Below are 24,961 nucleotides of genomic sequence, written 5' to 3'. Positions count from 1 at the left end.
GGCCGGGGCCAGGCGCTGGTGGGCCCGGCTCACGGCGGCTCTGCGCGCGCTGCCGCGACCCCGCACGATGCGCGCCCGCCTCACCGCCGGCCTCGTGGTGCTCCTGGCCGTGAGCTGCGCGGCCGTCGGCGTGGCCGCGGTCTACGAGCTGGACGGCTTCCTGACCGGCCGCCTCGACCAGCAGCTCCAGGAAGCCGGGCCGCGGTTCGCGGCGAGCCTGGAGCACGGTTCGGCGATGCCGTCCGGCAGGCCGTCCGACCACGACGGAGACGAACACGGCGACACCCGGCGTCAGGCCACCGGCACGTTCGGAGCACGCCTGGTCGGCGACGACGTCACCAACGCCGCCGTTGTGCCGCCAGGCTCCGGCACGGCCCTGCGGAACGTGGATCCGACCGCTCACGACGAGGCGGTCCTGGCCGCGGTGCCGGTGGACGGCCGGGCCCACACCGTCCGTCTTTCGGCCCTGGGCGGCTACCGCGTCCTCGCGGTACCCGGAAAGGACGGTGACGTGCTGGTCACCGGGCTGCCCACGGAGCCGGTCGACGCGGCCGTCCACCGTCTGGAACTCGTCGCCGCCCTGGTCTTCGGCGTGGCCCTCGTGGTCGCCGGGGTCGCCGGAGCCCTGTGGGTGCGCTGGTCGTTCCGACCGCTGAACCGGGTCGCCGCGACCGCCACCCGGGTGAGCGAACTCCCGCTCGCCAGTGGCGAGGTGGCACTGCCCCCACGGGCGCCCGGATCGGACCCGCGCAGCGAGGTGGGCCGTGTCGCCGGCGCCTTCGACCGCATGCTCGGCCATGTCGAGGACGCGCTCACCAAGCGGCACGCGAGCGAGGAACGGCTGCGCACCTTCGCCGCCGACGCCAGCCACGAACTGCGCACCCCGGTCGCCTCGGTCCGCGGCCACGCCGAGCTGGCACTGCTGCACCCCGGCCCGGTGCCCCCGAAGGTGACGCGCGCCCTCGAACGGATCGCCGCCGAGTCCGCGCGCATGGGCGAGATGGTCGACGACCTGCTGCTGCTGGCCCGCCTCGACGCGGGCCGCCCTCTGGAACGCCTTCCCGTCGACCTCACCCACCTCGTCCTCGACGCGGTCACCGACGCCCGCGCGGCGGGCCCCGGCCACCGCTGGGTCCTGGAACTGCCGGAGGAGCCGGTGATCGTGACGGGCGACGCGCACCGGCTCCAGCAGGTCTCGGCCAATCTGCTGGCCAACGCGCGGGTCCACACGCCCGCGGGCACCCGGGTGACGGTGTCCCTGGAGCGGGCCGGCGAGGAGGCCGTGCTGAGGGTCCACGACGACGGCCCCGGGGTTCCCGAGGAGGTCCGGCCCGGCGTCTTCGAGCGCTTCACCCGCGCGGACCGCCGCCGCGCCGACGGCTCCGGCGGCGGGGCCGGGCTCGGCCTGTCGATCGTCGCGGCCGTGGTCGAGGCACACGGCGGCACGGTCACCCTGGAGAGCGGCCCGGGAGCGACCACGTTCACGGTCGGCATCCCCGCGGCCTGAACCACGGCCCCACCGGGTCGCCGCCGCTCCCTCGGCGCCGTCAGTACCGGGTGACCGCCGTCGTCCCGCCCGTCGTGCCGATGGCGATGTGCGGCCTGCGCGCGGGATCGGCCCACGCGAGGATCCGCCGCATCGCGTCCGCCGGCACGGACACGCAACCGGCCGTGGGCCCGCTCCCGTCGACGTGCAGGAAGATCCCCGCGCCCCGCCCCCGCACCGGCCGCGCGTAGTTGAACCCGATGACGAGGGCGTACGCGTACTGCTTCTCGTAGGCGATCAGATGCTCCGACTCCCCGGCCCGGCAGTCCGCGGGGCGCGGCTCGGCCCACCGGTTGTACGACCGGGACGCGTTGTCCTGGCACCACCAGGAGTCCTGGTTCACCCGGCGGTAGCGCATCGAGGTCCCGTCCGGCGCCGCCCGGGTCCCGAACGCGTACGGCAGCTCGTACAGCCCCGTGGGTGTCGTGTTCGTGCCCTGGCGCCGGGCTCCGCCCTCGACGAGTCCGCGCGCCCCGAACCGCGCGGGCGCGGAGCCGGCCCGCACCCAGCGCCCGCCCCGCAGATCCCACCACGTGAGGGTCCCCGAGGTCGCGCTCTCGCGCGGTGCCTCGGCGGTGAGGATCTGGCTCCCGCCGCCGGTGTCGGCCAGCCGCGAGGGCAGTACGGCGACGGGCGGCGGCCCGCTCGGGGCCAGGGCGAGCAGGGACACGGACGCGAGGGCGGCGGCTCCGAGGCGCATGGCTCAGACCGTACTGGGGGGCAACGGCAGCGGCAGCCCGGGAAGTCCGTCCAGGCTCGTCGCGATGTGCTCCTTCTTGGTGAAGTACGCGCTCAGCGAGGCGTCGTCCTCGCGCGCGAAGCGCCTGCCGTGCAGGTCGCGGTCCTCGTCGTAGGACATGTAGGGCACCGCGTAGCCGCAGGAGTCGCGGATGAGCTCGGCCGTCACGACGATGATCGCGCGCAGCCCGTGCGTGGTCGGGTCGATGCCGGCGAAGTGGGTGAGGAGTTCCGCGAAGCGCGGGTCGTCGCGGAAGACCGGCTCGCCGCGGCCGTGCACCCGCACGATGTTGGGCGGGCCCTGGAACGCGCACCACATCAGGGTGATCCGGCCGTTCTCGCGCAGGTGCGCGATGGTCTCCGCGGTGCTCCCGGCGAAGTCCAGATAGGCCACGGTCAGTTCGTCGAGAACGGCGAACGAGCCGGTGAGCCCTTTGGGGGAGAGGTTGACCGTGCCGTCCTCGGACAGGGGCGCGGTCGCGGTGAAGAAGAGGGGCTGTGCCTCGATGAAGGTGCGGAGGCGGCCGTCGATGCGTTCATAGGTCTTTCCCATGTCTAACGATTATCGGGGAAAACCTTTCGCCTGTCTCAGGGGTTGCGGGTCCCGGCGGCGTCGTTCAGGGGCACCGCCGGAACCCGCGGACCGCCCCGGCCCTTGCCGGCGGGGCGGTCGTTCGCGGCTCGGATCACTTGCTGAGCGTGCAGGCGGCGAGGGTGTCCAGTCCGGTGGGCTTGGCGGCGGTGCGGCCGATGGAGATCGCGATGCGGTCGATGGTGGAGGCGCGCTTGTCCTTGAGCGGGCCGAGGATCGCGTTCTGGACGAAGTTCGCGCCGCCCTGTCCGACGGTGTCGGCCAGTCGCTTGTTCGCCTCGGCGATCTGGGTGTTCAGCAGGGCGAGGTTGCGGTCGACCTCGGCCTTCGCGGAGGCCGGCACGGCGGGCAGTCGCGAGGCGACGTCCGGGCAGGTGATGGTGCCGGCGGCGGCACCCGCTCCGGTGTCGGCCCCGCCCGCCTGTGCCGTGGCCGGCGCGCTCGGCGCGGTGGAGGCCGCGCCCGCACCGCCGGCGGCCGCGCCCGCGGCGCCGAGGGTGCAGGGCGCGAGCGCGTCCAGACCCTGCGGCTTGGCGGCGGTGCGGCCGATGGAGATCGCGATGCGGTCGATGGTGGAGACCCGCTTGTCCTTGAGCGGGCCGAGGATCGCGTTCTGGACGAAGTTCGCGCCGCCCTGTCCGACGGTGTCGGCCAGTCGCTTGTTCGCCTCGGCGATCTGGGTGTCCAGCAGGGCGAGGTTGCGGTCGACCTCGGCCTTCGCGGAGGCGGGGACCGCGGGCAGGCTCGGGGCGACCGCCGGGCAGTTCACCGTGTTCGCGGCGGCCTTCGTCGTGGCGTTCTGCGCGGTGTCGTGCGACTCGCCCGCCAGGGCGCTGCCGGCGATCACCGCCGCGGACAGTACGACGGCGGAGGCTCCGCCGATCATCACGACGCGCCGCTTGTTGTACTTCGGAAGAGCCCTGGACATGCGGAATCCTCACTCGGGTCGGGGGCGGACGACCGGCCGGTGTTCGTCCGGTCGGCCGTCGTTCGTGTGCCTGTCGTGCGCGAACGCGGCGCCTGCGTTCAGCGGGAGATACGCGAAAGCGGTTTCGGGTGTTCAAGCCCCCGCGAGATTCGTCGGCCGCGTGCGTGCGGAACGTGCCGCCCGGAGCCCGGAGGATTCCGCCGCCCCGCGGGCCGCGATTGACGAACCATGCAGAGTGCTGCATACTCATGCATGTCAGCGAATGCACTGTGAGGAGAATCCCGTGACCGAGCGCGTCGTACTCGCCTACTCGGGCGGTCTGGACACCTCCGTCGCCATCGGCTGGATCGCCGAGGAGACGGGCGCCGAGGTCATCGCCGTTGCGGTCGACGTCGGCCAGGGCGGCGAGGACCTGGACGTCATCCGCAAGCGAGCACTCGCCTGCGGTGCCGTCGAGGCCGAGGTCGCGGACGCCAAGGACGAGTTCGCCGATGAGTACTGCCTCCCGGCGATCAAGGCCAACGCCCTCTACATGGACCGCTACCCGCTGGTCTCCGCCCTCTCCCGGCCGACGATCGTCAAGCACCTCGTCGCCGCCGCCCAGAAGCACGGCGCCACCACGGTCGCCCACGGCTGCACCGGCAAGGGCAACGACCAGGTGCGGTTCGAGGCCGGCATCGTCGCCCTCGCCCCCGACCTCAAGTGCATCGCGCCCGTCCGTGACTACGCGATGACCCGGGACAAGGCGATCGCGTTCTGCGAGGAGAAGCAGCTCCCGATCGCCACCACCAAGAAGTCCCCGTACTCCATCGACCAGAACGTCTTCGGGCGCGCGGTCGAGACGGGCTTCCTGGAGGACATCTGGAACGCGCCGATCGAGGACATCTACGAGTACACCTCGAACCCGGCCGAGCACCGCGAGGCAGACGAGGTGATCATCACCTTCAAGCAGGGCGTCCCGGTCGCCATCGACGGCAAGCCCGTCAGTGTGCTCCAGGCGATCCAGCAGCTCAACGAGCGCGCCGGCGCCCAGGGCATCGGCCGGATCGACATGGTCGAGGACCGGCTCGTGGGCATCAAGTCCCGTGAGGTGTACGAGGCTCCGGGCGCGATCGCGCTGATCACCGCGCACCAGGAGCTGGAGAACGTCACGGTCGAGCGTGAACTCGCCCGCTACAAGCGGCAGGTCGAGCAGCGCTGGGGCGAACTGGTCTACGACGGCCAGTGGTTCTCCCCGCTCAAGCGCGCCCTGGACGGCTTCATCGACGAGGCCAGCCAGCACGTCAACGGCGACATCCGGATGACCCTGCACGGCGGCCGCGCGGTCGTCACGGGCCGGCGCTCCGACACCTCGCTCTACGACTTCGACCTCGCCACGTACGACACCGGCGACACCTTCGACCAGGCCGCGGCCAAGGGCTTCATCGACATCTACAGCCTGTCGTCGAAGATCGCCGCCAAGCGGGATCTGGGTTAAGCCGTACGGGACTTGGCGCGGCCGTGTCGTGTCCGCCGCCTCGAAGCCTCCCGAGCACTAGCCTTGCAGCCGCCTCCTCACGCACGCGTGGGGAGGCGGTGGCACATCCACACCTTTCGAGGAGTAACGCAAGTGAGCAGCAACAGCGGTGACGTCCGGCTCTGGGGCGGACGGTTCGCCGACGGTCCCGCCGAGGCCCTGGCCAAGCTGTCCGCCTCGGTCCACTTCGACTGGCGCCTCGCGCCGTACGACATCGCCGGTTCGCGTGCCCACGCGCGCGTGCTGCACAAGGCGGGCCTGCTCACCGAGGACGAGCTCACGCGCATGACCGAGGGCCTCGACCGGCTGGAGTCGGACGTCGCCGACGGCTCCTTCGTGGGCACGATCGCCGACGAGGACGTCCACACCGCCCTGGAACGCGGCCTCCTTGAGCGCCTCGGCCCCGACCTCGGCGGCAAGCTCCGCGCCGGCCGCTCCCGCAACGACCAGGTGGCCACGCTCTTCCGGATGTACCTGCGCGACCACGCCCGGATCATCGGCGGTCTGATCGCCGACCTCCAGGAAGCGCTGATCGGTCTGGCGGAGGCCCACCCGGACGTGGCGATGCCGGGGCGCACCCACCTCCAGCACGCCCAGCCCGTGCTGTTCGCGCATCACGTCCTGGCCCACGTCCAGTCCCTGTCCCGGGACGCGGAACGGCTGCGGCAGTGGGACGAGCGGACGGCCGTCTCGCCGTACGGCTCCGGCGCGCTGGCCGGTTCCTCCCTCGGCCTCGACCCGGAGGCGGTGGCGAAGGACCTCGGATTCGAGCACGGCAGCGTCGCCAACTCCATCGACGGCACGGCCTCCCGGGACTTCGTGGCGGAGTTCGCCTTCGTCACCGCGATGATCGGTGTGAACCTCTCCCGGATCGCCGAGGAGATCATCATCTGGAACACGAAGGAGTTCTCCTTCGTCACCCTCCACGACGCGTTCTCCACCGGCTCGTCGATCATGCCGCAGAAGAAGAACCCGGACATCGCCGAGCTGGCACGCGGCAAGTCGGGCCGCCTGATCGGCAATCTGACCGGGCTGATGGCCACGCTCAAGGCGCTGCCCCTCGCGTACAACCGCGACCTCCAGGAGGACAAGGAGCCGGTCTTCGACTCCTGTGACCAGCTGGAGGTCCTGCTCCCCGCCTTCACCGGGATGATGGCCACGCTGACCGTCCACCGCGAGCGCATGGAGGAGCTGGCCCCGGCCGGCTTCTCGCTCGCCACCGACATCGCCGAGTGGCTGGTCAGGCAGGGCGTGCCCTTCCGTGTCGCGCACGAGGTCGCGGGCGAGTGCGTGAAGGTCGCCGAGGCGGACGGCAAGGAACTGGACGAGCTGACCGACGAGCAGTTCGCGAAGATCTCGGCGCACCTGACGCCGGAGGTGCGGACCGTCCTCGACGTCCCCGGAGCCCTGGCCTCCCGCGACGGCCGCGGCGGTACGGCACCGAGCGCCGTCGCCGTCCAGCTCGCCGAGATCAAGGCGGACGTCGCCGCGCAGCAGACGTGGGCGACGGCCAGGCGGAAGAAGTAGCGCGACGCCACCCTGCCCCGCCCGCGGAGCGGACACGGTCCGCGGGTGGGGGCGGGTGCCGACGACGGAGGGTGTCGCGGGTTACGTTGGCCGGGAGCCGTAAAGGAGCCGACCGAACGGAGCCGCGATGCCCTTCGCACGTCTCGCCTCAGCGACGACTCCCACCGCCCACCTCGGCCTGGGGCTCGCCGCGGTGGGCCGCCCCGGCTACATCAACCTCGGGCGCGAGGAGGACCTCCCGGCCGACCGCAGTGTCGACGCCCTGCGCGAGCGCACCCACGAACTCCTCGAAGCCGCCTACGCCCAGGGCGTGCGCTACTTCGACGTGGCCCGCTCCTACGGCCGTTCCGAGGAGTTCCTCGCCGGCTGGCTGAAGGGCCGCCCGGACGTCGACGACGTCGTCATCGGCAGCAAGTGGGGCTACGCCTACACGGCCGACTGGCGCACCGACGCCGAGGCGCACGAGGTCAAGGACCACGGCCTCGCCATGTACGAGCGACAGCGCGCCGAGACCGCGGAGCTGCTCGGCGACCGGCTCGACCTCTACCAGATCCACTCGGTGACCCCGGACAGCCCGGCGCTCACCGACAAGGAACTGCACGCGGCCCTCGCCGACGCGGCCGCCCAGGGCCTGTCGATCGGCTTCTCCACCAGCGGACCCGCCCAGGCGGAGACGATCCGTGCCGCGCTCGCCGTCACGGTCGACGGCGAGCCGCTCTTCCGTACCGTCCAGTCCACGTACAACATCCTGGAGACCTCCGCCGCCCCGGCGCTCGCCGAGGCCCACGACGCCGGGCTCACGGTGATCGTCAAGGAGGGCATGGGCAATGGCCGGCTCGCCGGTCCCCGCGCGCCGGAGGCACTGCGCGCCGTCGCCGCGGAGACCTCCCTCGGCTGCGACGCGGTCGCCCTCGCGGTGATCCTGCGGCAGCCCTGGTCCGGGGTCGTGCTCTCGGGGGCGGCCACCGCCAACCAGCTCGCCTCGAACCTGCACGCCGCGGTCGTCGACCTCGACGACGACCAGCTCGCCCGGCTCGCCGCCCTCGTGGAGGAACCCCGGGCGTACTGGGACCTACGCGGACAGCTCCCCTGGCACTGAGCAACCCTGGGCGTCCAGAATCGTGAGACGTACACGCGCCGGATGAGACAATGTTGTCTCATATGCAGTACTGTTGCGTCATGGCTGTCGACCGTGATCACCTGCTGCGCAGCGCAGCCGCCCTGCTCACCCGGAAATCCACCGCGACGATGGACGAGGTCGCCAAGGCCGCCGGGATCAGCCGGGCCACGCTGCACCGCCAGTTCGCCGGCCGTGACGCGCTCGTACGCGCGCTGGAGGCACTCGGCATCGAGGAGTGCGAGGCCGCCCTGGACGCGGCCCGTCTCGACGAGGGCACCGCCCAGGAGGCCGTGCGCCGCCTGGTGGGGGAGCTGGAGAAGGCGGCCGGACTGCTCGCCTTCCTCTATACGGAGAACCAGCTCTTCGAGGGCGACGGGCAGCACGAGGGCTGGGCCCGGCTCGACGCCCGGATGGCCGCGCTGTTCCGGCGCGGCCAGCAGGGCGGCGAGTTCCGCATCGACCTCAGCCCCGCCTGGCTCACCGAGGCGCTCTACGGACTGATGGCCTCGGCGTCCTGGGCCGTGGCCGAGGGCCGGGTCGCGGCCAAGGACTTCCACCACATGATCGTCGAGCTGCTGCTCGGCGGCGCGCTCAGGAGAGAGGAACCATGACCAGCACCCTGCGGCCGGCGGTGGTGACGCAGACGCCGAAGCGTCCGGGCCGCTGGCTCGCGCTGTGCGTCCTCGTCCTCGCCGTGCTGCTGGTGGCCGTCGACGCGACCGTTCTCGGCCTCGCGACCCCGTACATCAGCGAGGACCTCGAACCCTCGGGCACCCAGCTGCTGTGGATCGGTGACGTCTACTCCTTCGTCATCGCCGGTCTGCTCGTCTCCATGGGCAGCCTCGGCGACCGCATCGGCCGCAAGAGGCTGCTGCTGGCCGGCGCCACGGCGTTCGGCCTGATATCCGTGCTCAACGCCTATGCCACGACACCCGAGACGATGATCCTGGCGCGGGCGCTGCTCGGCGTCGCGGGCGCGACCCTGATGCCCGCCACCCTGGCCCTGATCCGCAACATCTTCCACGACTCGCGCGAACGCAGCCTCGCCATCGGCATCTGGGGCGCGACGGCCTCCGCGGGCACGGCGGTGGGCCCCGTGGTGGGCGGCTTTCTGCTCGAACACTTCTGGTGGGGTTCGGTCTTCCTCATCAACCTTCCCGTGATGGTGGTCCTCGTCCTCGTCGGGCGCAGGCTGCTCCCCGAGTCGAAGAGCCCGAACCCCGGGCCCTGGGACCTGATCAGCGTGACGCTCTCGCTCGTCGGAGTCATCGGTGTGGTGTACGCGGTGAAGGAGCTCGCCGCGCACGGGCCGGGCGGCGGGGCACTCGCCGCGGGCCTGCTCGGCGCGGGCGCCCTCTTCTGGTTCGTCCGCCGCCAACTGACGCTTCCCGCGCCGCTGTTGGACGTGCGCCTGTTCCGCAACCGGGGATTCTCGGGCGCGGTGCTCGCCGACCTGTTCACCGTGCTCGGCATGTCCGGGCTCGTGTTCTTCCTCTCCCAGTACCTGCAACTCGTGCAGGGACGCGGGCCGTTCGAGGCGGGACTGGCCGAAGTCCCCGCCGCCGTGGGCGCGGTGGCGGCGGGTCTGGTCGCGGGACGGTTCGCGCGGCGATTCTCCGTGCGGTCCGTCGTGTCCGGCGGACTCGCCGCGGTGGGTCTCGCGCTCGGCGCGCTCACCGTGCTGGACCGGTCCACCGGCTATCCGCTGCTCGGCGCGGCCCTGCTGGTCGTCGGCGTCGGCGCGGGCTTCTCGTTCACCGTCACCGCCGACGTCATCCTCTCCGCCGTGCCCAAGGAGCAGGCGGGCGCCGCGTCCGCGGTCTCCGAGACGGCGTACGAACTCGGCGCGGCCCTGGGCATCGCCCTGCTCGGCTCCGTCGTGACCGGTGTCTACGCGGGCTTCACCGGTCCCGCGGGCACGCCGGCCCAGGCGCACGACTCGCTGGGCGGAGCGGTGGAGGCCGCCGGAAGCCTCCCCGAGCACACCGCCGAGGCGCTGCTGACCGCGGCCAGGGAGTCCTTCGTGGACGGTCTGGCCCTCGCCTCCGCCGCGGGCGCGGTCGTCCTGCTCGCCACCGCGGTGGCGGCCTGGTTCCTGCTGCGCGGCCAGAGGCTGGAGGTGTAGGAGGGGACGCGGGGGCGCGGCCGAGGTTCCCGGGCGCGGGGCGGTTCGGCGGAGCCCGGTCCGTCCTGAGGGGCCGGGCGCAGGCTCCGACGGCACGCGAACGGGTGGGCCCCGGCCGGAAGCTTCCGGCCGGGGCCCACCCGTTCGCGATGTCGTGGCGCGGGGCGAAGAGCGGGAGGCCTTCGCGCGGCCGACGGGTCAGGCGGCCTTCGCCTTGGTGGCGTACATGTCGACGTACTCCTGGCCGGAGAGCCGCATGACCTCGGTCATCACGGAGTCGGTGACGGCGCGCAGCACGTACCGGTCGCGGTCCATGCCCTCGTAGCGCGAGAACTCCATGGCCGGCCCGAAGCGGACGGTGACCTTGCCCGGGCGCGGCATGCCCGCGCCGCCCGGCTGGAGCTTGTCGGTGCCGATCATCGCGAACGGGACGACCGGGGCGCCGGTCATCAGGGTGAGCCGGGCGATGCCGGTGCGGCCGCGGTACAGGCGGCCGTCGGGGGAGCGGGTGCCCTCGGGGTAGATGCCGAAGACCTTGCCCTCCTCCAGGACACGGCGGCCGGTCATCAGCGCGGCCACACCGCCGTTGGCGCCGTCCCGGTCCACCGGGATCATGCCGGTGCCGGTGAAGAACCACGCCATGAGCCGGCCCTTGAGGCCCTTGCCCGTGACGTACTCGTCCTTGCCGATGAAGAACACCTGGCGGTCGCAGACCAGCGGAAGGATCATCGAGTCGATGAACGTGAGGTGGTTGCCGGCCAGGATCACGGGACCCTTGCCGGGGATGTGCTCCACGCCTTCCACCCTTAGGCGGAACATCAGGCGCATGATCGTTCCGAGCACTGCCTTGATGAGCGCGAAGCGGGACAACGGGCCCTCCGGTGTCAAGGGGTCGGTATGGAGTCTGTGCAGGTGAGGACGATACTCGCGGTTCCCGGTCGATTGCACATCGGGTTCATCGACCGGATACGCACTGTTGACCTACGTTTACCTGCGGTTGTGTGCCCGTGAGCGGCTGACACCGGGGCGGTCCGGTGTGACGGACGTCGCGCGCGGGTACCGGCGAACGGGTGAGCGCCCGGCGAAGGGCCGTACGCCCCCCTCCCTCTCACGCCTACCCCCGACCGCCCTGCCGACGCCGACGGACCGTCATGTTCCGCATCCTGCGGGGGATCCGAGGTCACCCACTGTTCCGCCGCGGGTCTCCCTCCCGTCACGCGGGGACACCTACGATCGTCCCGCTTCGACAGGCAGGCACCTACGGCGGGAGGAGCGCTCATGCGGGCGCAGGAGTCGAACGGTCACGAGCGGGGCACGGCGCGGCGGACGCTGCTGGGAGCCGCGGTGCTCGGGGCGGGCGGAGCGGCCCTCGGCCTGCCCGGCACGGCGAGCGCGGACGAACGCCACGGAGGCGGCGGCTACCGGAGTCTGCCCAGACCGACCGTCATCGGTCACCGCGGAGCCAGCGGCTACCGCCCCGAGCACACCTTCGGCTCGTACCAGCTCGCCCTCGACCTGGGTGCCGACGTCGTCGAAGCGGGTGACCTGGTGCCCACCAAGGACGGCCACCTCGTATGCCGTCACGAGCCGGAAATCGGCGGGACCACGGACGTCTCGGCGCACCCCGAGTTCGCCGGCCGCAAGACCACCAAGACCCTCGACGGGGTCGCCACCACCGGCTGGTTCACCGAGGACTTCACCCTCGCCGAGCTGAAGACCCTGCGGGCCGTCGAGCGCATCCCCGCGAACCGCCCGCACAACACCCTCTACAACGGCCGCTGGGAGATCCCCACCTTCGAGGAGGTGCTCCGCTGGCAGGACGAGCAGACCCGCAGGCGCGGCAAGCAGGTCTGGATCTACCCCGAGACCAAGCACCCCACCTACTTCCGGTCCCTCGGCCTCGGCCTGGAGGAGCGGGTCGCGAAACTGCTGCGCAAGTACGGCAAGGACAAGAAGGACTCGCCGGTCATCCTCCAGTCCTTCGAGCCGAGCAGCGTCCAGCGGCTGGACCAGCTCGTCGGCAACCCGCTCGTCGTGCTGCTCTCGGCCGCGAACACCCGCCCGTGGGACTTCGTCGCGGCGGGCGATCCCCGCACGGTCGCCGACCTCGTCACGCCGGCGGGCCTGAAGTGGATCGCCTCGTACGCGCAGGGCATCGGCCCCACGCTCGACCTGGTCATCCCGAAGGACGCGGCCGGCAACCTCACCCGGCCGACCACCCTCGTCGCCGACGCGCACCGCGCGGGCCTGATCCTGCACCCCTACACCATGCGCAACGAGAACCCCTTCCTGCCCGCGGACTTCCGCGAGGGCACCGCCGTGGACGCCTACGGGGACCCCTTCGGCGCCTTCAAGGTCTACTTCGAGACAGGCATCGACGGTGTGTTCTCCGACAACGCGGACACCGCGGTGCTGGCCCGCGCGGACTTCCTCGGGCGATGAGGCCACCGCTCCGGGCCGCCGCCCTGCCGGGGCACGGGACGGGACGGACGCCCGCCCTCCGTCAACGGAGGACCCGCTCACCCCGGATGGGGTGAGAAACGGCCGCCCCGGCAACCTCGTGCCGGGGCGGCCGCGTCGTGCCGCACATGACCCACGAGCTGGTGACCACCCTGCGCCCGCTGCTCGCCGCCGAGGCGTCGGCGGAGGCCCACGCCTCCGGCGCCGAGCGGGGCGACCTGGAACAGGCCGTCTGGCTGCGGCTGCTGGAACGCCTGGACACGACGGGACCGCCCGCCGACCCGCATGGCTGGGTGCGCCGGGCCGTGCGCTCGGAGGCCCGCCGCAGCCGCCGCAGGGCCCGCGTCGAGCAGCCCTACGCCACCGAGCCCGCGGACGACAGCGGCTCCGGCCCGGAACAGCGGACGATGACCGCCCTCCGCCGTCGCGAGCTGCACGCGGCGGTACGCCGGCTGCCCGGCCGCTGCCCGCGCCTGATGGCCGCCCTGCTCTCCCCCGAGGACCTCACCTACCAGGAGATCGCAGGTGAGTTGGGTATCTCACAGGGCAGTCTTGGTCCGGAACGTTCCCGATGTCTTGGATGTCTTCGCCGATTGCTGACGCCGGAGGTTGCGGCCCGCTGACGACGGGGATAGGAGTGGGGGACGACCGGAACAGGTGAGCGGGAGGCATGCACACATGGGCATGAGCGTGACCATCTCGGCGGCGACCGAGCAGGATGCGGAATCGATCCTGAAGCTGCAGTACCTCTGCTATCAGAGCGAGGCCGAGCTGTACGGCGACTACGGCATCGAGCCGCTCACCCAGCCGCTCGACTCGCTCAGGGCGGAACTGGCGGACGGCACCGTACTGGTGGCCCGGCTCGGCGACGAGGTGGTGGCCTCGGTACGCGGCGCCGTCGACGCCGACGGCACGGCCCGCATCAACAAGCTCATCGTGCACCCCCGCATGCAGCGGCACGGCCTGGGCGGACGTCTGCTCGACGCCATCGAGACCCGCCTCGGCGCCGGCGGAGCGGCCAAGTCCTTCCAGCTGTTCACGGGCCACCGCAGCGAGCGCAACCTGCGTCTGTACCGCAAGCACGGCTACGCGCCCGTCTCCCAGGAGCGGGTGGGCGAGCGCATGACGCTGGTCACCCTGGCCAAGGGTGCCGACACCGGCGCGTACGCAACCAGCGCCTGAGCGCGGCCGGCTCCGGCCGGGCCGTCAGACGGCGGTGGCCGTACGCGCCTTGCGCAGCCAGTACATCGCCGACAGCGGCAGCAGGACCGGGATGAAGAGATAGCCCATGCCGTAGTCCGACCACACCGTGGCGTCGGGGAAGGCGGAGGGCTCGGCCAGCGTCCAGGTCCCGACGATCAGCACACCCGCGAGCTCGGCGGCGCAGCACACCAGCGCCGCCCTGCGCGCCCTCTCGCCGCCGCGCACGAGCGAGTACGTGATGAACCCGTAGACGAGACCGGCCACCGCGGACAGCGCGTAGGCGAGCGGTGCCTTGTCGAACTGCGTGGAGATCTGCACGGCCGACCGTGAGACGGCGCCGACCACCATCACTCCGTACAGCCACACCAGCAGGATGCCGGGGCCGCCGATCAGCCGCGCGCGCTGTGGGCCGGCGGCAGGCTCCGCCGGCTCCCCGTTCCGCTCGTCCCGCGTGTCCCGAGGCACGGTCGTGTTCTCCTCCGTGGCCGTCATCTCAGCCTCCCCAGATGTCGTAGAGCCGGACTTCGAGCACGGCGAGGACGATGCCGCCGGCCGCCACCGTGACCGAACCCCAGCGGGTGCGCTCCGCCAGCGACATGAATCCCGCGGCGGGGATGCAGGCGAAGGCGCCGATCAGATACGCCACGAAGATCGTCGTGCCCTGTTCCGGCTTCTCGCCGCGCGCCAGCTGGACGACGCCGATCACCAGCTGGACCAGGACCAGCGCGCTCACCACGGCCATGCCCATGAAGTGCCAGTCCTTGGTGGGCTGGTCGCGATGGGCGGCCCAGCCGCACCAGGCGGCGAGCGCGAGCGCGGCGACGGCCGTCGCGACCGTCAGGGCATCAAACATGCCGCGACCCTATTACGGGCCAAAAGACCTGATGCGCTCGCCCCCGGGGTGCCCCGTAGGGTCGAAGCCATGAAGATCCACGCTGAAGCCCTCCTGTTCGACAACGACGGCACCCTCGTCTCGTCCCTCGAGTCGGTGAACCGCTGCTGGACCCTGTGGGCCGAGGAGTACGGGATCACCGCCGAGGACTTCGCCGCGATCGGCCTCCACGGCCGCCCCGCCGTCGAGATAGCCGCCGACCTGCTGCCCGCCGCACGCGTCCCCGAGGCGCTCGCCCGCATCGAACAGCTGGAGGTCGACGACGTGCCGGGCGGGGTCGCGGCGCTGCCCGGCACCCTCGCGCTGCTCGCCGGACTGCCCGCCGAGCGCTGGGCCGTCGTGACGTCGGCCACCCGCCGACTCGCCGAGGCCCGGCTCGACGAGGTCGGGATCCGACCCAAGACGATGGTCTGCGCCGACGACGTCACCCGCGGAAAGCCCGACCCCGAGCCCTATCTGCTGGCCGCCCGCGAGCTGGGCGTCGACCCGTCCCGCTGCGTCGTCTTCGAGGACGCCCCCGCCGGGCTCCGGGCGGGCCGCGCCGCGGGAATGACCACCGTGGCGTTGGCCACAACGCACCAGGCCGGTGAACTCGACGCGGACCTCGTGGTCGAGGACCTCTCCGCCTTGTCCGTACTGGTGACGGACAAGGGAATGGAGATCTCCGTCCGGGCCTGAGAAGGCGTCCGCCGGTGTCCACGGCTGTCCGCTATTCGGACAGCGGTGGCGGACCCCGGTCCCCGGTCTGCTTTACTTCCTTCCATGACCACGACGAGCGACCGCATCCTTGCGACCGAGGCGACCATGACGCCCGGTGCTCGTTGTATGTGTCGAATGTGTGCCTGCTAGAGGGCCCCTGCACCACCGCCTGATCCCGCGCCCCGAAGCGGGATCGCCGCGCCCTGTGTCCGTACCGCGTACGTGACCGGGCTGCCCCGCGCACACGTTCTCCTTCCGGTTCCATCGCCATCGCGAGAACCGTGCCGCGTTCCGACCGAATGCACCCGTGCCCGGCGCACACCCACGCCCCGCACTCGACAGTGACGGAATTCCCCAGTGATCACGACAACGGGCCTCACCAAGGTCTACCGCTCGCGCGGCCGTGAAGTGACCGCCCTCGACGGCGTCGATCTTCATGTCCGCGAAGGCGAGGTGTTCGGCGTCATCGGCCAGTCCGGTGCCGGCAAGTCCTCGCTCATCCGCTGCGTCAACCTCCTGGAGCGTCCCACCTCCGGCACGGTCACCGTCGACGGCCGGGACCTCACCGCTCTCGCCGGGCGCGGCCCGCGCGCCGGCCGGGAGCTGCGCCAGGCACGCAGCCGGATCGGCATGGTCTTCCAGCACTTCAACCTGCTGTCCTCGCGGACCGTCCAGGACAACGTCGAGCTGCCGCTCGAGATTCTCGGCCTCTCCAGGAGGGAGCGCAGGCACAAGGCCCTCCAACTCCTGGACCTGGTCGGCCTGTCCGACAAGGCGGGGTCCTACCCGGCCCAGCTCTCCGGCGGTCAGAAGCAGCGTGTCGGCATCGCCCGCGCGCTGGCCGGCGACCCGAAGGTGCTGCTCTCCGACGAGGCGACCAGCGCCCTCGACCCGGAGACCACCCGCTCCATCCTCCAGCTCCTGCGCGACCTGAACCGGCAGCTGGGTCTGACGGTCCTGCTCATCACCCACGAGATGGACGTCGTCAAGACCGTCTGCGACTCGGCGGCGCTGATGGAGAACGGCCGCATCGTCGAGTCCGGCACCGTCAGCGAACTGCTCGCGACCCCGGGCTCCGAGCTGGCCGCCGCGCTCTTCCCCGTCAGCGGCGAGGCCTCCGGCGACGACCGCACGGTCATCGACGTCACCTTCCACGGCGAGTCGGCGACCCAGCCCGTCATCTCGCAGCTCTCGCGCACGTACAACATCGACATCTCGATCCTCGGCGCCGCGATGGACACCGTCGCGGGCAGGCAGGTCGGCCGGATGCGCATCGAGCTGCCCGGCCGCTACGAGGAGAACGTCGTGCCGATCGGGTTCCTCCGCGAGCAGGGCCTGCAGATCGACATCCAGGGGCAGCAGCCCGTCCTGGTGAAGGAAGGTGCCAAGTGAGCTGGTCCGAGATGCAGCCGCTGCTGTCCGAGGAGTGTTGGAACACGCTCTACATGGTCGGCTGGTCCACCCTCATCGCGATCGTCGGCGGCCTGCCGCTCGGTGTCCTGCTGGTGCTGACGGACCGCGGGGGCCTGTTGCAGAACGTCGTCGCCAACAAGGTCGTCGGGCAGGTCGTGAACATCGCCCGCTCGATGCCGTTCATCATCCTGATGGTCGCCCTGATGACCTTCACCCGGTGGGTCACCGGCACGATCATCGGCCGCGAGGCCGCCATCGTGCCGCTCGCCGTCGGTGCGATCCCGTTCTTCGCGCGTCTGGTCGAGACCGCCGTCCGTGAAGTGGACGGCGGGCTGGTCGAGGCCGTGCAGTCGATGGGCGGCAACACCTGGACGGTCGTCCGCAAGGCGCTCGTGCCCGAGTCGCTGCCGTCGCTGATCTCCTCGGCGACCACCACGGTCGTGGCCCTCATCGGCTACTCCGCGATGGCCGGCACCGTCGGCGCGGGCGGACTGGGCGATCTCGCCATCCGCTACGGCTACCAGCGCTTCGAGACCGAGCTGATGTGGATCATCGTCGCCCTCCTCGCCGTGGTCATCTCGCTCATCCAGTTCGCCGGCGACTACGCGGCCCGCACCCTGGACCGCCGGAGCGGCCACTCCGGCCCCGCCCCGAGGCTGCGCCTGCTGAAGTCCGGCCGGGCCACGGCCCCGGACGTCGGCGAGGCCGCCTGAACCACCGCGGACCCGCACGTGGTCCCCGGCCCCACCCGCAGATTTCCCCGTCCACCCCATGACGGGGCCGCTCCACCCCTCAGGAAAGGCACTTTTCGTGCGTAACACCGCCAAGATCACCACTGCCGTCCTCGCCGCCGGAGCCCTCACCTTGGGTCTCTCCGCCTGCGGCTCGGACAAGGACTCCTCCTCTTCCTCCGACTACAGCGGCCCGCTCATCGTCGCGGCCAGCCCGGTCCCCCACGCCGAGATCCTGAACTTCATCGAGAAGAACCTGGCGAAGAAGGCGGGACTCGACCTGGAGGTCAAGGAGTTCCAGGACTACATCGTGCCCAACACGGCGACCGAGGACGGCTCGGTGGACGCCAACTACTTCCAGAACCAGCCGTACCTGGACAACTTCAACAAGAAGCGCGGCACCCACATCGTGCCCGTCGTCACAGTGCACCTGGAGCCGCTCGGCCTCTACTCGCACAAGGTGAAGAGTGTCGACGCCCTGAAGAGCGGTGCGACCGTGGCGGTGCCGAACGACGCCGTGAACGAGGCGCGTGCCCTGAAGCTGCTCGCGTCCAAGGGGCTCATCACCCTCAAGGACGGCGCCGGCAGCGAGGCGACCCCGCGGGACATCTCCAAGAACCCGAAGAACCTCAAGTTCAAGGAGCTCGAGGCGGCTCAGACCCCGCGCTCCCTGGACGACGTGGACGCCGCGGTGATCAACGGCAACTACGCCATATCCTCGGGCCTCAAGCCCGCCACGGACGCCCTCGTCCTGGAAGCGGCGACGAACAACCCGTACGGCAACTTCCTCGCCGTCAAGAAGGGCAACGAGAACGACCCGCGCGTGAAGAAGCTCGCGAAGCTGCTCACCTCGCCCGAGGTCAAGAAGTTCATCGAGGACAAGTACGCCGGCTCCGTCATCCCGTCGTTCAAGTAGACCTGCGTCCGGGCCGATGCGCGGCCCGCGGCCCGACTCGTCACCGCACGGGGTCCGCTCCATTACCCGGAGTGGACCCCGTTGTGCCGTTCAGTGGTTTCATGCTGCATGCTGGGCAGTTCAGCGGACCCGACGGTACATCAGGTCCGAAGTCCCCGACGGTTACGGAGCGTCGCATGACGAGCACCTTCCCCGGCATCTCCATCAGCACGGAGCGGTTGGTCCTGCGTGCGCTCGACGAGGACGACGTGCCCGCGCTGACCGAGATGATGAACGACGAGATGGTGGCGGCCTGGACGTCGATCCCGCAGCCGTTCACCGAAAGCGGCGCCCGCGACTGGATCACCGACTACGCGCCCACGGAACGTGCCCGGGGGCGCGGACTGGACCTCGCCGTCACCGAGTTCCTGACCCAGCGTCTGGTCGGCGTCATCCAGCTCGGCAAGACCAACTGGCGGGTCCGCTCCACCGAGCTCTCCTACATCATCGCCCCCTGGGCGCGCGGCGAGGGCTACGCGTCCGAGGCCGCGCTCGCCACCGCCCGATGGCTCTTCCGCGAGCAGAAGTTCGAGCGCGTGGAACTGCGCACGGCCGCCGGCAACACCGCCTCGCAGCAGGTGGCCCAGAAGATCGGCTGCATCAGCGAGGGCGTGCTGCGCAACGCCTGCATAGCGCGCACCCGGACCGAGGAGGGCACCTGGGTCGACCTGCGCACCGACTTCATCGTGTGGAGCCTGCTGCCCGAGGACCTCGACGGAATGGACGGGCACCTCACCGACACGGGCGGCTACTCCTCTTTCAACGACTGGAACTGACAGTCCCGGCCTACGTACGGCAGCCCGTGCGCGGGCCCGCCCCAGGCGACCGGAAACCGTCACGACAGGTCGCGTTCGGTCACGGCGGGTCGTATACGGTCCGGTCGAGTCACATGGGTGTACGGGAGCCACCTCACCGGATCCCGGCCCCGGGGCCCCGGACCCGCCGACCCGGCACGGCGGGCCCGCTCCCCGCGCCACACCGGCCGCCTCACCCCCGCCGGGCCGCACCGGGGTACCCTCACCAAGCCCGCCCGGGCTGCACCTGAGACCTGCGAAGACCTTCTGGAGACTGACGACGATGGCCGACCGGGTCACGGTGATCGGCTGGGACGGCTCGCCGCTGGCCGATGCGGCGCGCTCCGCCCTCGGTGCCGCCACGCTGGTCGCCGGCGCGGCCCACCATCTCGACCTCCCCGAAGTGCCCGAGAACGCCGAACGCGTCCGGCTGGGCAGCGTCGGCCTCGCCGCCCGCCGTATCGCGGGCCACCGGGGCACCGCCGTCGTCTTCGCGGACGGGGACCCCGGCTTCTTCGGCGTCGTACGCACCCTGCGCGCACCCGAGTTCGGCCTGGAGGTCGAAGTCGTCCCCGCCGTCTCCGCGGTGGCCGCCGCCTTCGCCCGCGCCGGAATGCCCTGGGACGACGCGCAAGTGGTCGTGGCACACAGTCGCACCCTGCGACGCGCGGTGAATGTATGCCGAGCCCATACCAAGGTCGCCGTCCTCACCTCGCCCGGCGCCGGCCCCGCCGAACTCGGACTGCTGCTCGAAGGAGTGCACCGCTCCTTCGTCATCTGCGAGGAGCTCGGCACCGCCCGGGAACGGGTCACGATCCTCACCTCCGACAAGGCGGCCGACCACACCTGGCGCGACCCGAACGTCGTGATCGTCATCGGCGGCTTCGTGGCCGCGGCCGAGGGCGGCGGCTGGATCGCCGGACGGGAACCCGGAGGAGAGCCGCGCGGCTGGGCGCTGCCCGCGCGCGCCTACGGCGGCGCGCTCGGCGAGGGCGAGACGGATCTGCTGCGCGCCGCCCAACTCGCCCGGCTGGGACCGCGCGTCGGCGACCTCGTCTGGGACATCGGCTGCGGCAGCGGCGCCTTCGCCACCGAGGCGGCCCGCACCGGTGCCGCCGTCATCGCGGTCGACCGCAGTCCGGGCTCCTGCGCCCGCACCGAGCACTCGGCCCGCCGCTACGGCGTGCAGATGCAGATCGTGCACGGCAGTGCCCCGCACGTCCTCGAAGACCTGCCCGAACCCGACGTCGTCCGGGTCGGAGGCGGGGGAGCGGCGGTCGTCTCCGCGGTCGCGGACCGCCGTCCCCAGCGCATCGTCGCGCACGCCGCGACCCGTGACGCCGCCGAACTCATCGGCCGCGATCTGACCGAACACGGCTATGACGTCGAGTGCGCTCTCATTCAGTCCGTCGAACTCGATACACGGGCCTGGACGGAGAAGGAGCGGAGCGTCGCGTTCCTGCTCAGCGGCCGTCTGCCGGATCGCGCCCCGTGATCCTGTTGTCGTACTGCGCGCGGTAGGCTGGCCGATCGTTGTACCGCTCCCGGGGGTCGGCCTTTCGTAGGCCAATGTCCGGAAAACCCGCCCGTTTTGAGGCGTGTGTGGTACGGCAGAACCGGAGGACGCGCAACGTGGCGCAGTCCACAGCGAGCACTCGCGGATCACGCTGTCGCGAGGGCGGGATGACCGGGACAATGCCTGTTAATGGCTTTGTCGTCTTTGTTGGCCGGTCGCACGTGCCGCTGGGCACGCACGCTCGTTCTTCACTGTGGGGCGGTCGGTGCGCCGTTCCGGGCGAGCTGGACTTTGGAGCACTAACCGATGGGCGAGGGGTACGCATGACCGACACCGGCCAGGTCCCGGGCGAGGGATTGCCGGAGAACGCAGGCATGGTGGAGCAGCCGGGCGTCACCGCGCCGGGCGCGTACACCTACCTCGACTCCTCCGAGAGCTCTGTCGAGGAGGACGACCTCCTTCTCCTGCCGGGCGCGCCCGGTGCCCAAGGTGCCTGGGGCAACGAAGTTCCGCCACCGGCCCCGATGCCCTTCACGGACGAACCCGGCCCGCACGAGACGGACGGACGCGACACCGGAGCCGTCGACCTCGGCGCCGTGCGCGCGCCGAGCCCGGCGCCCGTACCCCAGCCGGTCCCGCAGCCCGTGACGCCGCGCCGTCCGCTGCACCTCGGCCCGCCCACGCCGGACGGTTCCTCCAGCCCGGTGCGCTCGCTGGCCGACCGCGGTCCCGCGGGCGCCCGCCCGAGCTCCATGACCACCCCCGTCACTCCGCTGCGCCAGGCCGGTCCGCCGAGCGTCGGCCCGGAGTACCTGGACGTGGCGCAGGCGGGCGACGCCCTGCCGCAGAGCGCGGCGGTGTGGGGGACCGTGACGACGGGCGGCGAGGCCGCGGCCGTGGACACGGTCGTTCCCGAGGCGGCACAGCTGCCCGCGTCCGCGGTGATGACGGACCCCGCACCGGGTCCCGAGGCACCGCGGGCCGCCGGGGCCGAGCAGGCGCCCGGCCTCGTGGCGGCGCCCTTCGCCCACGACCCGGCCCCGGAGTCCGACGCCCTCCAGCCGCCGCTGCCGGGGGCCGACGGCATGTCGCTCGACCTCCAGGACCCGGTGGACGGCCCGGCCCCCGAAGAGGTGCCCGCGGCGGACGCCCCGGCCGCCGTGCGGATTCCCGGAGCCCCGCAGTTCCAGGACGCCCCGGATCTCCCGGATGCCCCGGACACCCTGGGCACGCCGGACCTCGCCGACGCCGAGGGACAGCCCGTGAGCGAGGGGGAGACGTTCGCGCACGAGGCCGTGCCGGCACAGATCGCCGAGGACGCCGGACCCGCGCAGCCACTCGCCCCGGCCGAGGGCTTCGTGCCCGCCGAGGACCCCGCCGCCGCGCAGGTACCGCCGCAGCTCGCCGGCCACGACACCCACGGAGCCGGCCTGGCCGCCCCCGGTGTCCAGGAGGCCGGGTTCGCGCAGCCCGCCGTCCACATCCCGGAACCCGCCGTCCCCTTCGTGGACGCAGTCTTCCTGCCCGGCACCGAGCACCCCGCCGACGTACCGGCCCCGCACGCGTACGAGACCCCGGAGTCCGCCCTGACGGCGCTCTCCGCGCGCTCGGCGGACGCCTCGCTCGGCGGACAGGGCATCGCTCTCGACGAGGTCCAGGGCCAGACCCAGGGCCTGCGGCTCACCGGCCCGCCCGCCCTCGCCGAGAACGGTGCCGCCCTGTCCGAGGACGACGCCCTCGCCCACGACGGCATCGCCCTGACCGAGCCCGGCACCGCCGAGGCCCCGGGGGCCGTACCGGCCGGCGTGACCGCGCAGACCGAGGCCGCCCACCAGGTCGCCGCCGCCCCGCACCTTTCGGACCTCGGTGACCCGCACCCGGAGAGCGCGCCGGCCGCGACGGGCGCCCCCGGATTCCCCGGAGCCCCCGAGGTGCCCCAGGCCGACCGGAGCCTCGGCGGGTTCGTGCCCGTCGACGTCACGGTGCCCGCGACCGCGCACCTCACCCCGACCCCGCCGCACGGCATGACCCTGGCTCCGGAGGCCGCCGGGGAGCAGCCGCAGGCCCAGGAGCCGGCGCAGGCCGGCCACGCGCCGGCACCCCTCCCGGTGGAGGAGACCGCCCTGGCGCAGGCCGAACCGACCGCTCAGGCGTCGGTGCCCGCCCCCCGGGAGGCGGAGGCCGAGCCCGAGACCACCCCCGTGCCACAGCCGCTCACCGCGGAGCCGGAACCCGTGGCCGCACAGCAAGCGGAGGACCTGGACACCCAGGTCGCCGACCAGGAAGAGAGCACGGCCGTGGTGGAAGACGTACGCGAGTCCACCGGCCCGGCGGCCCCCGGCTACAACGACGCCGAACGCGAGGCCGTCCTGCGCGTGATCCGCGAGCGCCGTGACATCCGCAACGGCTTCCGCAGCGACCCGATCCCGCACGACGTGCTGCTGCGCGTCCTGGAGGCCGCGCACACCGCTCCGTCCGTCGGTCACTCCCAGCCCTGGGACTTCGTCGTCATCCGCTCCGCCGAGACCCGGCGCGGCATGCACGAACTCGCCCAGCGCCAGCGTGAGGCCTACGCCAAGTCGCTTCCCAAGGGCCGTGCCAAGCAGTTCAAGGAACTGAAGATCGAGGCCATCCTCGACACCCCGGTCAACATCCTCGTCACCGCCGACCCGACCCGGGGCGGCCGGCACACCCTGGGCCGGCACACCCAGCCGCAGATGGCGCCGTACTCCTCCGCCCTCGCGGTCGAGAACCTGTGGCTCGCGGCCCGCGCCGAGGGCCTCGGCGTCGGCTGGGTCAGCTTCTTCGACGAGCGCGAGATGGTCCGCGCGCTGGGCCTGCCCGAGCACCTCGAAGCCGTGGCCTACCTCTGTGTCGGCTACGTGGACGAGTTCCCCGACGAGCCCGAGCTGATGCAGGCCGGCTGGTCCAAGCGCCGCCCCCTGTCGTGGGTCGTGCACGAGGAGACGTACGGCCGCCGTGCCCTGCCCGGCGAGGAGCCGCACGACCTGCTCGCCGAGACGGTCTCCAACATCCGCCCCCTGGACGCGAAGGCGCTGGGCGAGGCCTGGGAGCGCCAGAAGCGGATGACCAAGCCCGCGGGCGCCCTCGGCATGCTGGAGATCATCTCCGCGCAGCTGTCGGGCCTGTCCCGGATGTGCCCGCCGCCGATCCCGGAGCCGGCCGCCGTCGCGATCTTCGCCGGTGACCACGGTGTCCACGCGCAGGGCGTAACCCCCTGGCCCCAGGAGGTCACCGGCCAGATGGTGGCCAACTTCCTCGGCGGCGGCGCGGTCTGCAACGCCTTCGCCAACCAGGTGGGTGCCGAGGTCTGCGTCATCGACGTGGGCGTCGCCTCCGACCTGCCGGCCACGCCGGGCCTGCTGCCGCGCAAGGTCCGCGCGGGCACCGCCGACATGACCATGGGTCCCGCCATGACCCGGGACGAGGTCGTCGCCGCGCTGGAGGTGGGCATCGAGACGGCCCGCGACCTGGTGGCCGCGGGCAACAAGGCGCTGCTGACCGGCGAGATGGGCATCGCCAACACGACCGCGTCGGCGGCCCTGATCTCGGTCTTCACCGGGGCCGACCCCGCCGAGGTGACGGGCCGCGGCACGGGCATCAACGACGAGACCCTGGCCCGCAAGACCGAGGTCGTCCGTCGCGCCATCGAGTTCCACCAGCCGGACCCGGCGGACCCGATCGGCGTCCTCGCGGCGATCGGCGGCCTGGAGCACGCCGCCATGGTCGGCCTCCTCCTCGGCGGCGCGTCCCTGCGCACCCCGGTGATCCTGGACGGCGTCAGCGCCGGCGCCGCCGCACTGGTGGCCCGCGCCATCGCCCCCGAGGTGTTGGCCGCCTGCATCGCGGGCCACCGCAGCGCCGAGCCCGGTCACGTGGCCGCTCTGAACAAGCTGGGCCTGCGCCCCCTGATCGACCTCGACCTGCGTCTGGGCGAGGGCACCGGCGCCCTGCTGGCCCTGCCCATCGTCCAGAGCGCGGCGCGGGCCATGCACGAGGTCGCGACGTTCGACTCGGCCGGGGTGACCGAGAAGTAGGCCCCGGCACCGGTGGGGTGGGCAGGCGTCCCGAACTGCCCACCCGGCCCCGCCGTACGCTGGACCCCTAGCGAAAACCCCCACGTCAGGGCCGCTCCAAAGCCGCAGCGCCCACCGCACCGCCTGCCCGTACGAGGAGCGCACCTCC

General features: G+C 72.1%; 22 protein-coding genes. 16 read left to right on the top strand and 6 right to left on the bottom strand.

Going from position 1 to position 24,961, the window contains the following annotated elements:
• Nucleotides 1-67: 67 nt before the first annotated feature.
• Nucleotides 68-1,507: a sensor histidine kinase gene (locus tag ACF07B_RS33985; protein WP_392181839.1), complete on the top strand. Its 1,440-nt coding sequence runs from the start codon at nucleotides 68-70 to the stop codon at nucleotides 1,505-1,507.
• Between the two features lie 40 nt (nucleotides 1,508-1,547).
• Here ACF07B_RS33985 and ACF07B_RS33980 read toward each other — a convergent pair whose 3' ends face one another.
• From ACF07B_RS33980 to ACF07B_RS33970, 3 genes are all read right to left on the bottom strand, one after another.
• Nucleotides 1,548-2,246, bottom strand: coding sequence for a L,D-transpeptidase (locus ACF07B_RS33980; RefSeq protein WP_392181755.1), 699 nt, complete (start codon nucleotides 2,244-2,246; stop codon nucleotides 1,548-1,550).
• Nucleotides 2,247-2,249: 3 nt separating this feature from the next.
• The gene (locus ACF07B_RS33975) at nucleotides 2,250-2,837 is read right to left on the bottom strand and encodes a pyridoxamine 5'-phosphate oxidase family protein (RefSeq protein WP_369482535.1); all 588 of its coding nucleotides are present in this window, start codon (nucleotides 2,835-2,837) and stop codon (nucleotides 2,250-2,252) included.
• 133 nt (nucleotides 2,838-2,970) lie between these two features.
• Entirely contained in the window at nucleotides 2,971-3,804 is an 834-nt protein-coding gene (locus ACF07B_RS33970) for a hypothetical protein (protein WP_392181754.1), read from the bottom strand.
• 283 nt (nucleotides 3,805-4,087) lie between these two features.
• On the opposite strand from ACF07B_RS33970, the gene ACF07B_RS33965 reads away from it, so the two are divergent.
• The 5 genes from ACF07B_RS33965 (at nucleotide 4,088) to ACF07B_RS33945 (ending at nucleotide 10,092) form a co-directional block, all read left to right on the top strand.
• Complete coding sequence (locus ACF07B_RS33965; protein ID WP_369482534.1) at nucleotides 4,088-5,281, top strand: argininosuccinate synthase; 1,194 nt, start codon at nucleotides 4,088-4,090, stop codon at nucleotides 5,279-5,281.
• A 132-nt stretch (nucleotides 5,282-5,413) separates the two neighbouring features.
• Nucleotides 5,414-6,847 carry an argininosuccinate lyase gene (argH, locus tag ACF07B_RS33960; RefSeq protein WP_369482533.1) on the top strand — a complete coding sequence of 478 codons (1,434 nt, stop codon included), beginning with the start codon at nucleotides 5,414-5,416 and terminating at the stop codon, nucleotides 6,845-6,847.
• A gap of 127 nt (nucleotides 6,848-6,974) precedes the next feature.
• Nucleotides 6,975-7,946, top strand: a complete 972-nt coding sequence (locus ACF07B_RS33955; protein WP_392181753.1) for an aldo/keto reductase — start codon at nucleotides 6,975-6,977, stop codon at nucleotides 7,944-7,946.
• Between the two features lie 80 nt (nucleotides 7,947-8,026).
• Nucleotides 8,027-8,578 (top strand): TetR/AcrR family transcriptional regulator, encoded by a 552-nt coding sequence (locus tag ACF07B_RS33950; RefSeq protein WP_369482531.1) that lies wholly within the window; start codon nucleotides 8,027-8,029, stop codon nucleotides 8,576-8,578.
• Nucleotides 8,575-10,092 carry an MFS transporter gene (locus ACF07B_RS33945; RefSeq protein WP_392181752.1) on the top strand — a complete coding sequence of 506 codons (1,518 nt, stop codon included), beginning with the start codon at nucleotides 8,575-8,577 and terminating at the stop codon, nucleotides 10,090-10,092. Before ACF07B_RS33950 ends, ACF07B_RS33945 begins: the two co-directional genes overlap by 4 nt.
• A gap of 198 nt (nucleotides 10,093-10,290) precedes the next feature.
• Here ACF07B_RS33945 and ACF07B_RS33940 read toward each other — a convergent pair whose 3' ends face one another.
• Nucleotides 10,291-10,980, bottom strand: a complete 690-nt coding sequence (locus ACF07B_RS33940; RefSeq protein ID WP_369482529.1) for a lysophospholipid acyltransferase family protein — start codon at nucleotides 10,978-10,980, stop codon at nucleotides 10,291-10,293.
• Between the two features lie 390 nt (nucleotides 10,981-11,370).
• Between ACF07B_RS33940 and ACF07B_RS33935 the strand changes: the two genes are divergently transcribed.
• From ACF07B_RS33935 to ACF07B_RS33925, 3 genes are all read left to right on the top strand, one after another.
• Nucleotides 11,371-12,534 carry a glycerophosphodiester phosphodiesterase gene (locus tag ACF07B_RS33935; RefSeq protein ID WP_392181751.1) on the top strand — a complete coding sequence of 388 codons (1,164 nt, stop codon included), beginning with the start codon at nucleotides 11,371-11,373 and terminating at the stop codon, nucleotides 12,532-12,534.
• A gap of 146 nt (nucleotides 12,535-12,680) precedes the next feature.
• A complete protein-coding gene (locus ACF07B_RS33930; protein WP_369482527.1) occupies nucleotides 12,681-13,175 on the top strand; it encodes an RNA polymerase sigma factor in 495 nt (164 codons plus the stop codon).
• A gap of 55 nt (nucleotides 13,176-13,230) precedes the next feature.
• A complete protein-coding gene (locus tag ACF07B_RS33925; RefSeq protein WP_369482526.1) occupies nucleotides 13,231-13,734 on the top strand; it encodes a GNAT family N-acetyltransferase in 504 nt (167 codons plus the stop codon).
• A gap of 24 nt (nucleotides 13,735-13,758) precedes the next feature.
• On the opposite strand, the gene ACF07B_RS33920 is transcribed toward ACF07B_RS33925, so the two are convergent.
• Together ACF07B_RS33920 and ACF07B_RS33915 are read right to left on the bottom strand one after the other, a co-directional pair.
• Nucleotides 13,759-14,247, bottom strand: coding sequence for a hypothetical protein (locus ACF07B_RS33920; protein ID WP_369482525.1), 489 nt, complete (start codon nucleotides 14,245-14,247; stop codon nucleotides 13,759-13,761).
• 1 nt (nucleotide 14,248) lies between these two features.
• Nucleotides 14,249-14,608, bottom strand: coding sequence for a hypothetical protein (locus tag ACF07B_RS33915; protein WP_392181750.1), 360 nt, complete (start codon nucleotides 14,606-14,608; stop codon nucleotides 14,249-14,251).
• Nucleotides 14,609-14,677: 69 nt separating this feature from the next.
• Between ACF07B_RS33915 and ACF07B_RS33910 the strand changes: the two genes are divergently transcribed.
• The 7 genes from ACF07B_RS33910 (at nucleotide 14,678) to cobT (ending at nucleotide 24,813) form a co-directional block, all read left to right on the top strand.
• The gene (locus ACF07B_RS33910; protein ID WP_392181749.1) at nucleotides 14,678-15,325 is read left to right on the top strand and encodes an HAD family hydrolase; all 648 of its coding nucleotides are present in this window, start codon (nucleotides 14,678-14,680) and stop codon (nucleotides 15,323-15,325) included.
• 378 nt (nucleotides 15,326-15,703) lie between these two features.
• Nucleotides 15,704-16,738: a methionine ABC transporter ATP-binding protein gene (locus tag ACF07B_RS33905; protein ID WP_392181748.1), complete on the top strand. Its 1,035-nt coding sequence runs from the start codon at nucleotides 15,704-15,706 to the stop codon at nucleotides 16,736-16,738.
• A complete protein-coding gene (locus ACF07B_RS33900; RefSeq protein WP_392181747.1) occupies nucleotides 16,735-17,472 on the top strand; it encodes a methionine ABC transporter permease in 738 nt (245 codons plus the stop codon). The genes ACF07B_RS33905 and ACF07B_RS33900 overlap by 4 nt, the downstream gene beginning before the upstream one ends.
• A 97-nt stretch (nucleotides 17,473-17,569) precedes the next feature.
• Nucleotides 17,570-18,406 (top strand): MetQ/NlpA family ABC transporter substrate-binding protein, encoded by an 837-nt coding sequence (locus ACF07B_RS33895; RefSeq protein WP_392181746.1) that lies wholly within the window; start codon nucleotides 17,570-17,572, stop codon nucleotides 18,404-18,406.
• Nucleotides 18,407-18,582: 176 nt separating this feature from the next.
• Complete coding sequence (locus ACF07B_RS33890) at nucleotides 18,583-19,221, top strand: GNAT family N-acetyltransferase (protein WP_392181745.1); 639 nt, start codon at nucleotides 18,583-18,585, stop codon at nucleotides 19,219-19,221.
• Between the two features lie 301 nt (nucleotides 19,222-19,522).
• A complete protein-coding gene (cbiE, locus tag ACF07B_RS33885) occupies nucleotides 19,523-20,734 on the top strand; it encodes a precorrin-6y C5,15-methyltransferase (decarboxylating) subunit CbiE (RefSeq protein WP_392181744.1) in 1,212 nt (403 codons plus the stop codon).
• 344 nt (nucleotides 20,735-21,078) lie between these two features.
• A complete protein-coding gene (cobT, locus tag ACF07B_RS33880; RefSeq protein ID WP_392181743.1) occupies nucleotides 21,079-24,813 on the top strand; it encodes a nicotinate-nucleotide--dimethylbenzimidazole phosphoribosyltransferase in 3,735 nt (1,244 codons plus the stop codon).
• Nucleotides 24,814-24,961 lie beyond the last annotated feature (148 nt).

The organism is Streptomyces sp. NPDC015532 (assembly GCF_043078065.1).
Taxonomy (GTDB): domain Bacteria; phylum Actinomycetota; class Actinomycetes; order Streptomycetales; family Streptomycetaceae; genus Streptomyces.
This window is presented reverse-complemented; position numbering and strand designations above follow the sequence as displayed.

Coding starts and splice junctions, on each gene's coding strand:
- ACF07B_RS33985 (WP_392181839.1), top strand. CDS start 68: ATGCGCGCCCGCCTCACCGCCGGCCTCGTGGTGCTCCTGGCCGTGAGC.
- ACF07B_RS33980 (WP_392181755.1), bottom strand. CDS start 2,246: ATGCGCCTCGGAGCCGCCGCCCTCGCGTCCGTGTCCCTGCTCGCCCTG.
- ACF07B_RS33975 (WP_369482535.1), bottom strand. CDS start 2,837: ATGGGAAAGACCTATGAACGCATCGACGGCCGCCTCCGCACCTTCATC.
- ACF07B_RS33970 (WP_392181754.1), bottom strand. CDS start 3,804: ATGTCCAGGGCTCTTCCGAAGTACAACAAGCGGCGCGTCGTGATGATC.
- ACF07B_RS33955 (WP_392181753.1), top strand. CDS start 6,975: ATGCCCTTCGCACGTCTCGCCTCAGCGACGACTCCCACCGCCCACCTC.
- ACF07B_RS33950 (WP_369482531.1), top strand. CDS start 8,027: ATGGCTGTCGACCGTGATCACCTGCTGCGCAGCGCAGCCGCCCTGCTC.
- ACF07B_RS33945 (WP_392181752.1), top strand. CDS start 8,575: ATGACCAGCACCCTGCGGCCGGCGGTGGTGACGCAGACGCCGAAGCGT.
- ACF07B_RS33935 (WP_392181751.1), top strand. CDS start 11,371: ATGCGGGCGCAGGAGTCGAACGGTCACGAGCGGGGCACGGCGCGGCGG.
- ACF07B_RS33930 (WP_369482527.1), top strand. CDS start 12,681: ATGACCCACGAGCTGGTGACCACCCTGCGCCCGCTGCTCGCCGCCGAG.
- ACF07B_RS33925 (WP_369482526.1), top strand. CDS start 13,231: ATGGGCATGAGCGTGACCATCTCGGCGGCGACCGAGCAGGATGCGGAA.
- ACF07B_RS33920 (WP_369482525.1), bottom strand. CDS start 14,247: ATGACGGCCACGGAGGAGAACACGACCGTGCCTCGGGACACGCGGGAC.
- ACF07B_RS33915 (WP_392181750.1), bottom strand. CDS start 14,608: ATGTTTGATGCCCTGACGGTCGCGACGGCCGTCGCCGCGCTCGCGCTC.
- ACF07B_RS33910 (WP_392181749.1), top strand. CDS start 14,678: ATGAAGATCCACGCTGAAGCCCTCCTGTTCGACAACGACGGCACCCTC.
- ACF07B_RS33890 (WP_392181745.1), top strand. CDS start 18,583: ATGACGAGCACCTTCCCCGGCATCTCCATCAGCACGGAGCGGTTGGTC.
- cbiE (WP_392181744.1), top strand. CDS start 19,523: ATGGCCGACCGGGTCACGGTGATCGGCTGGGACGGCTCGCCGCTGGCC.
- cobT (WP_392181743.1), top strand. CDS start 21,079: ATGACCGACACCGGCCAGGTCCCGGGCGAGGGATTGCCGGAGAACGCA.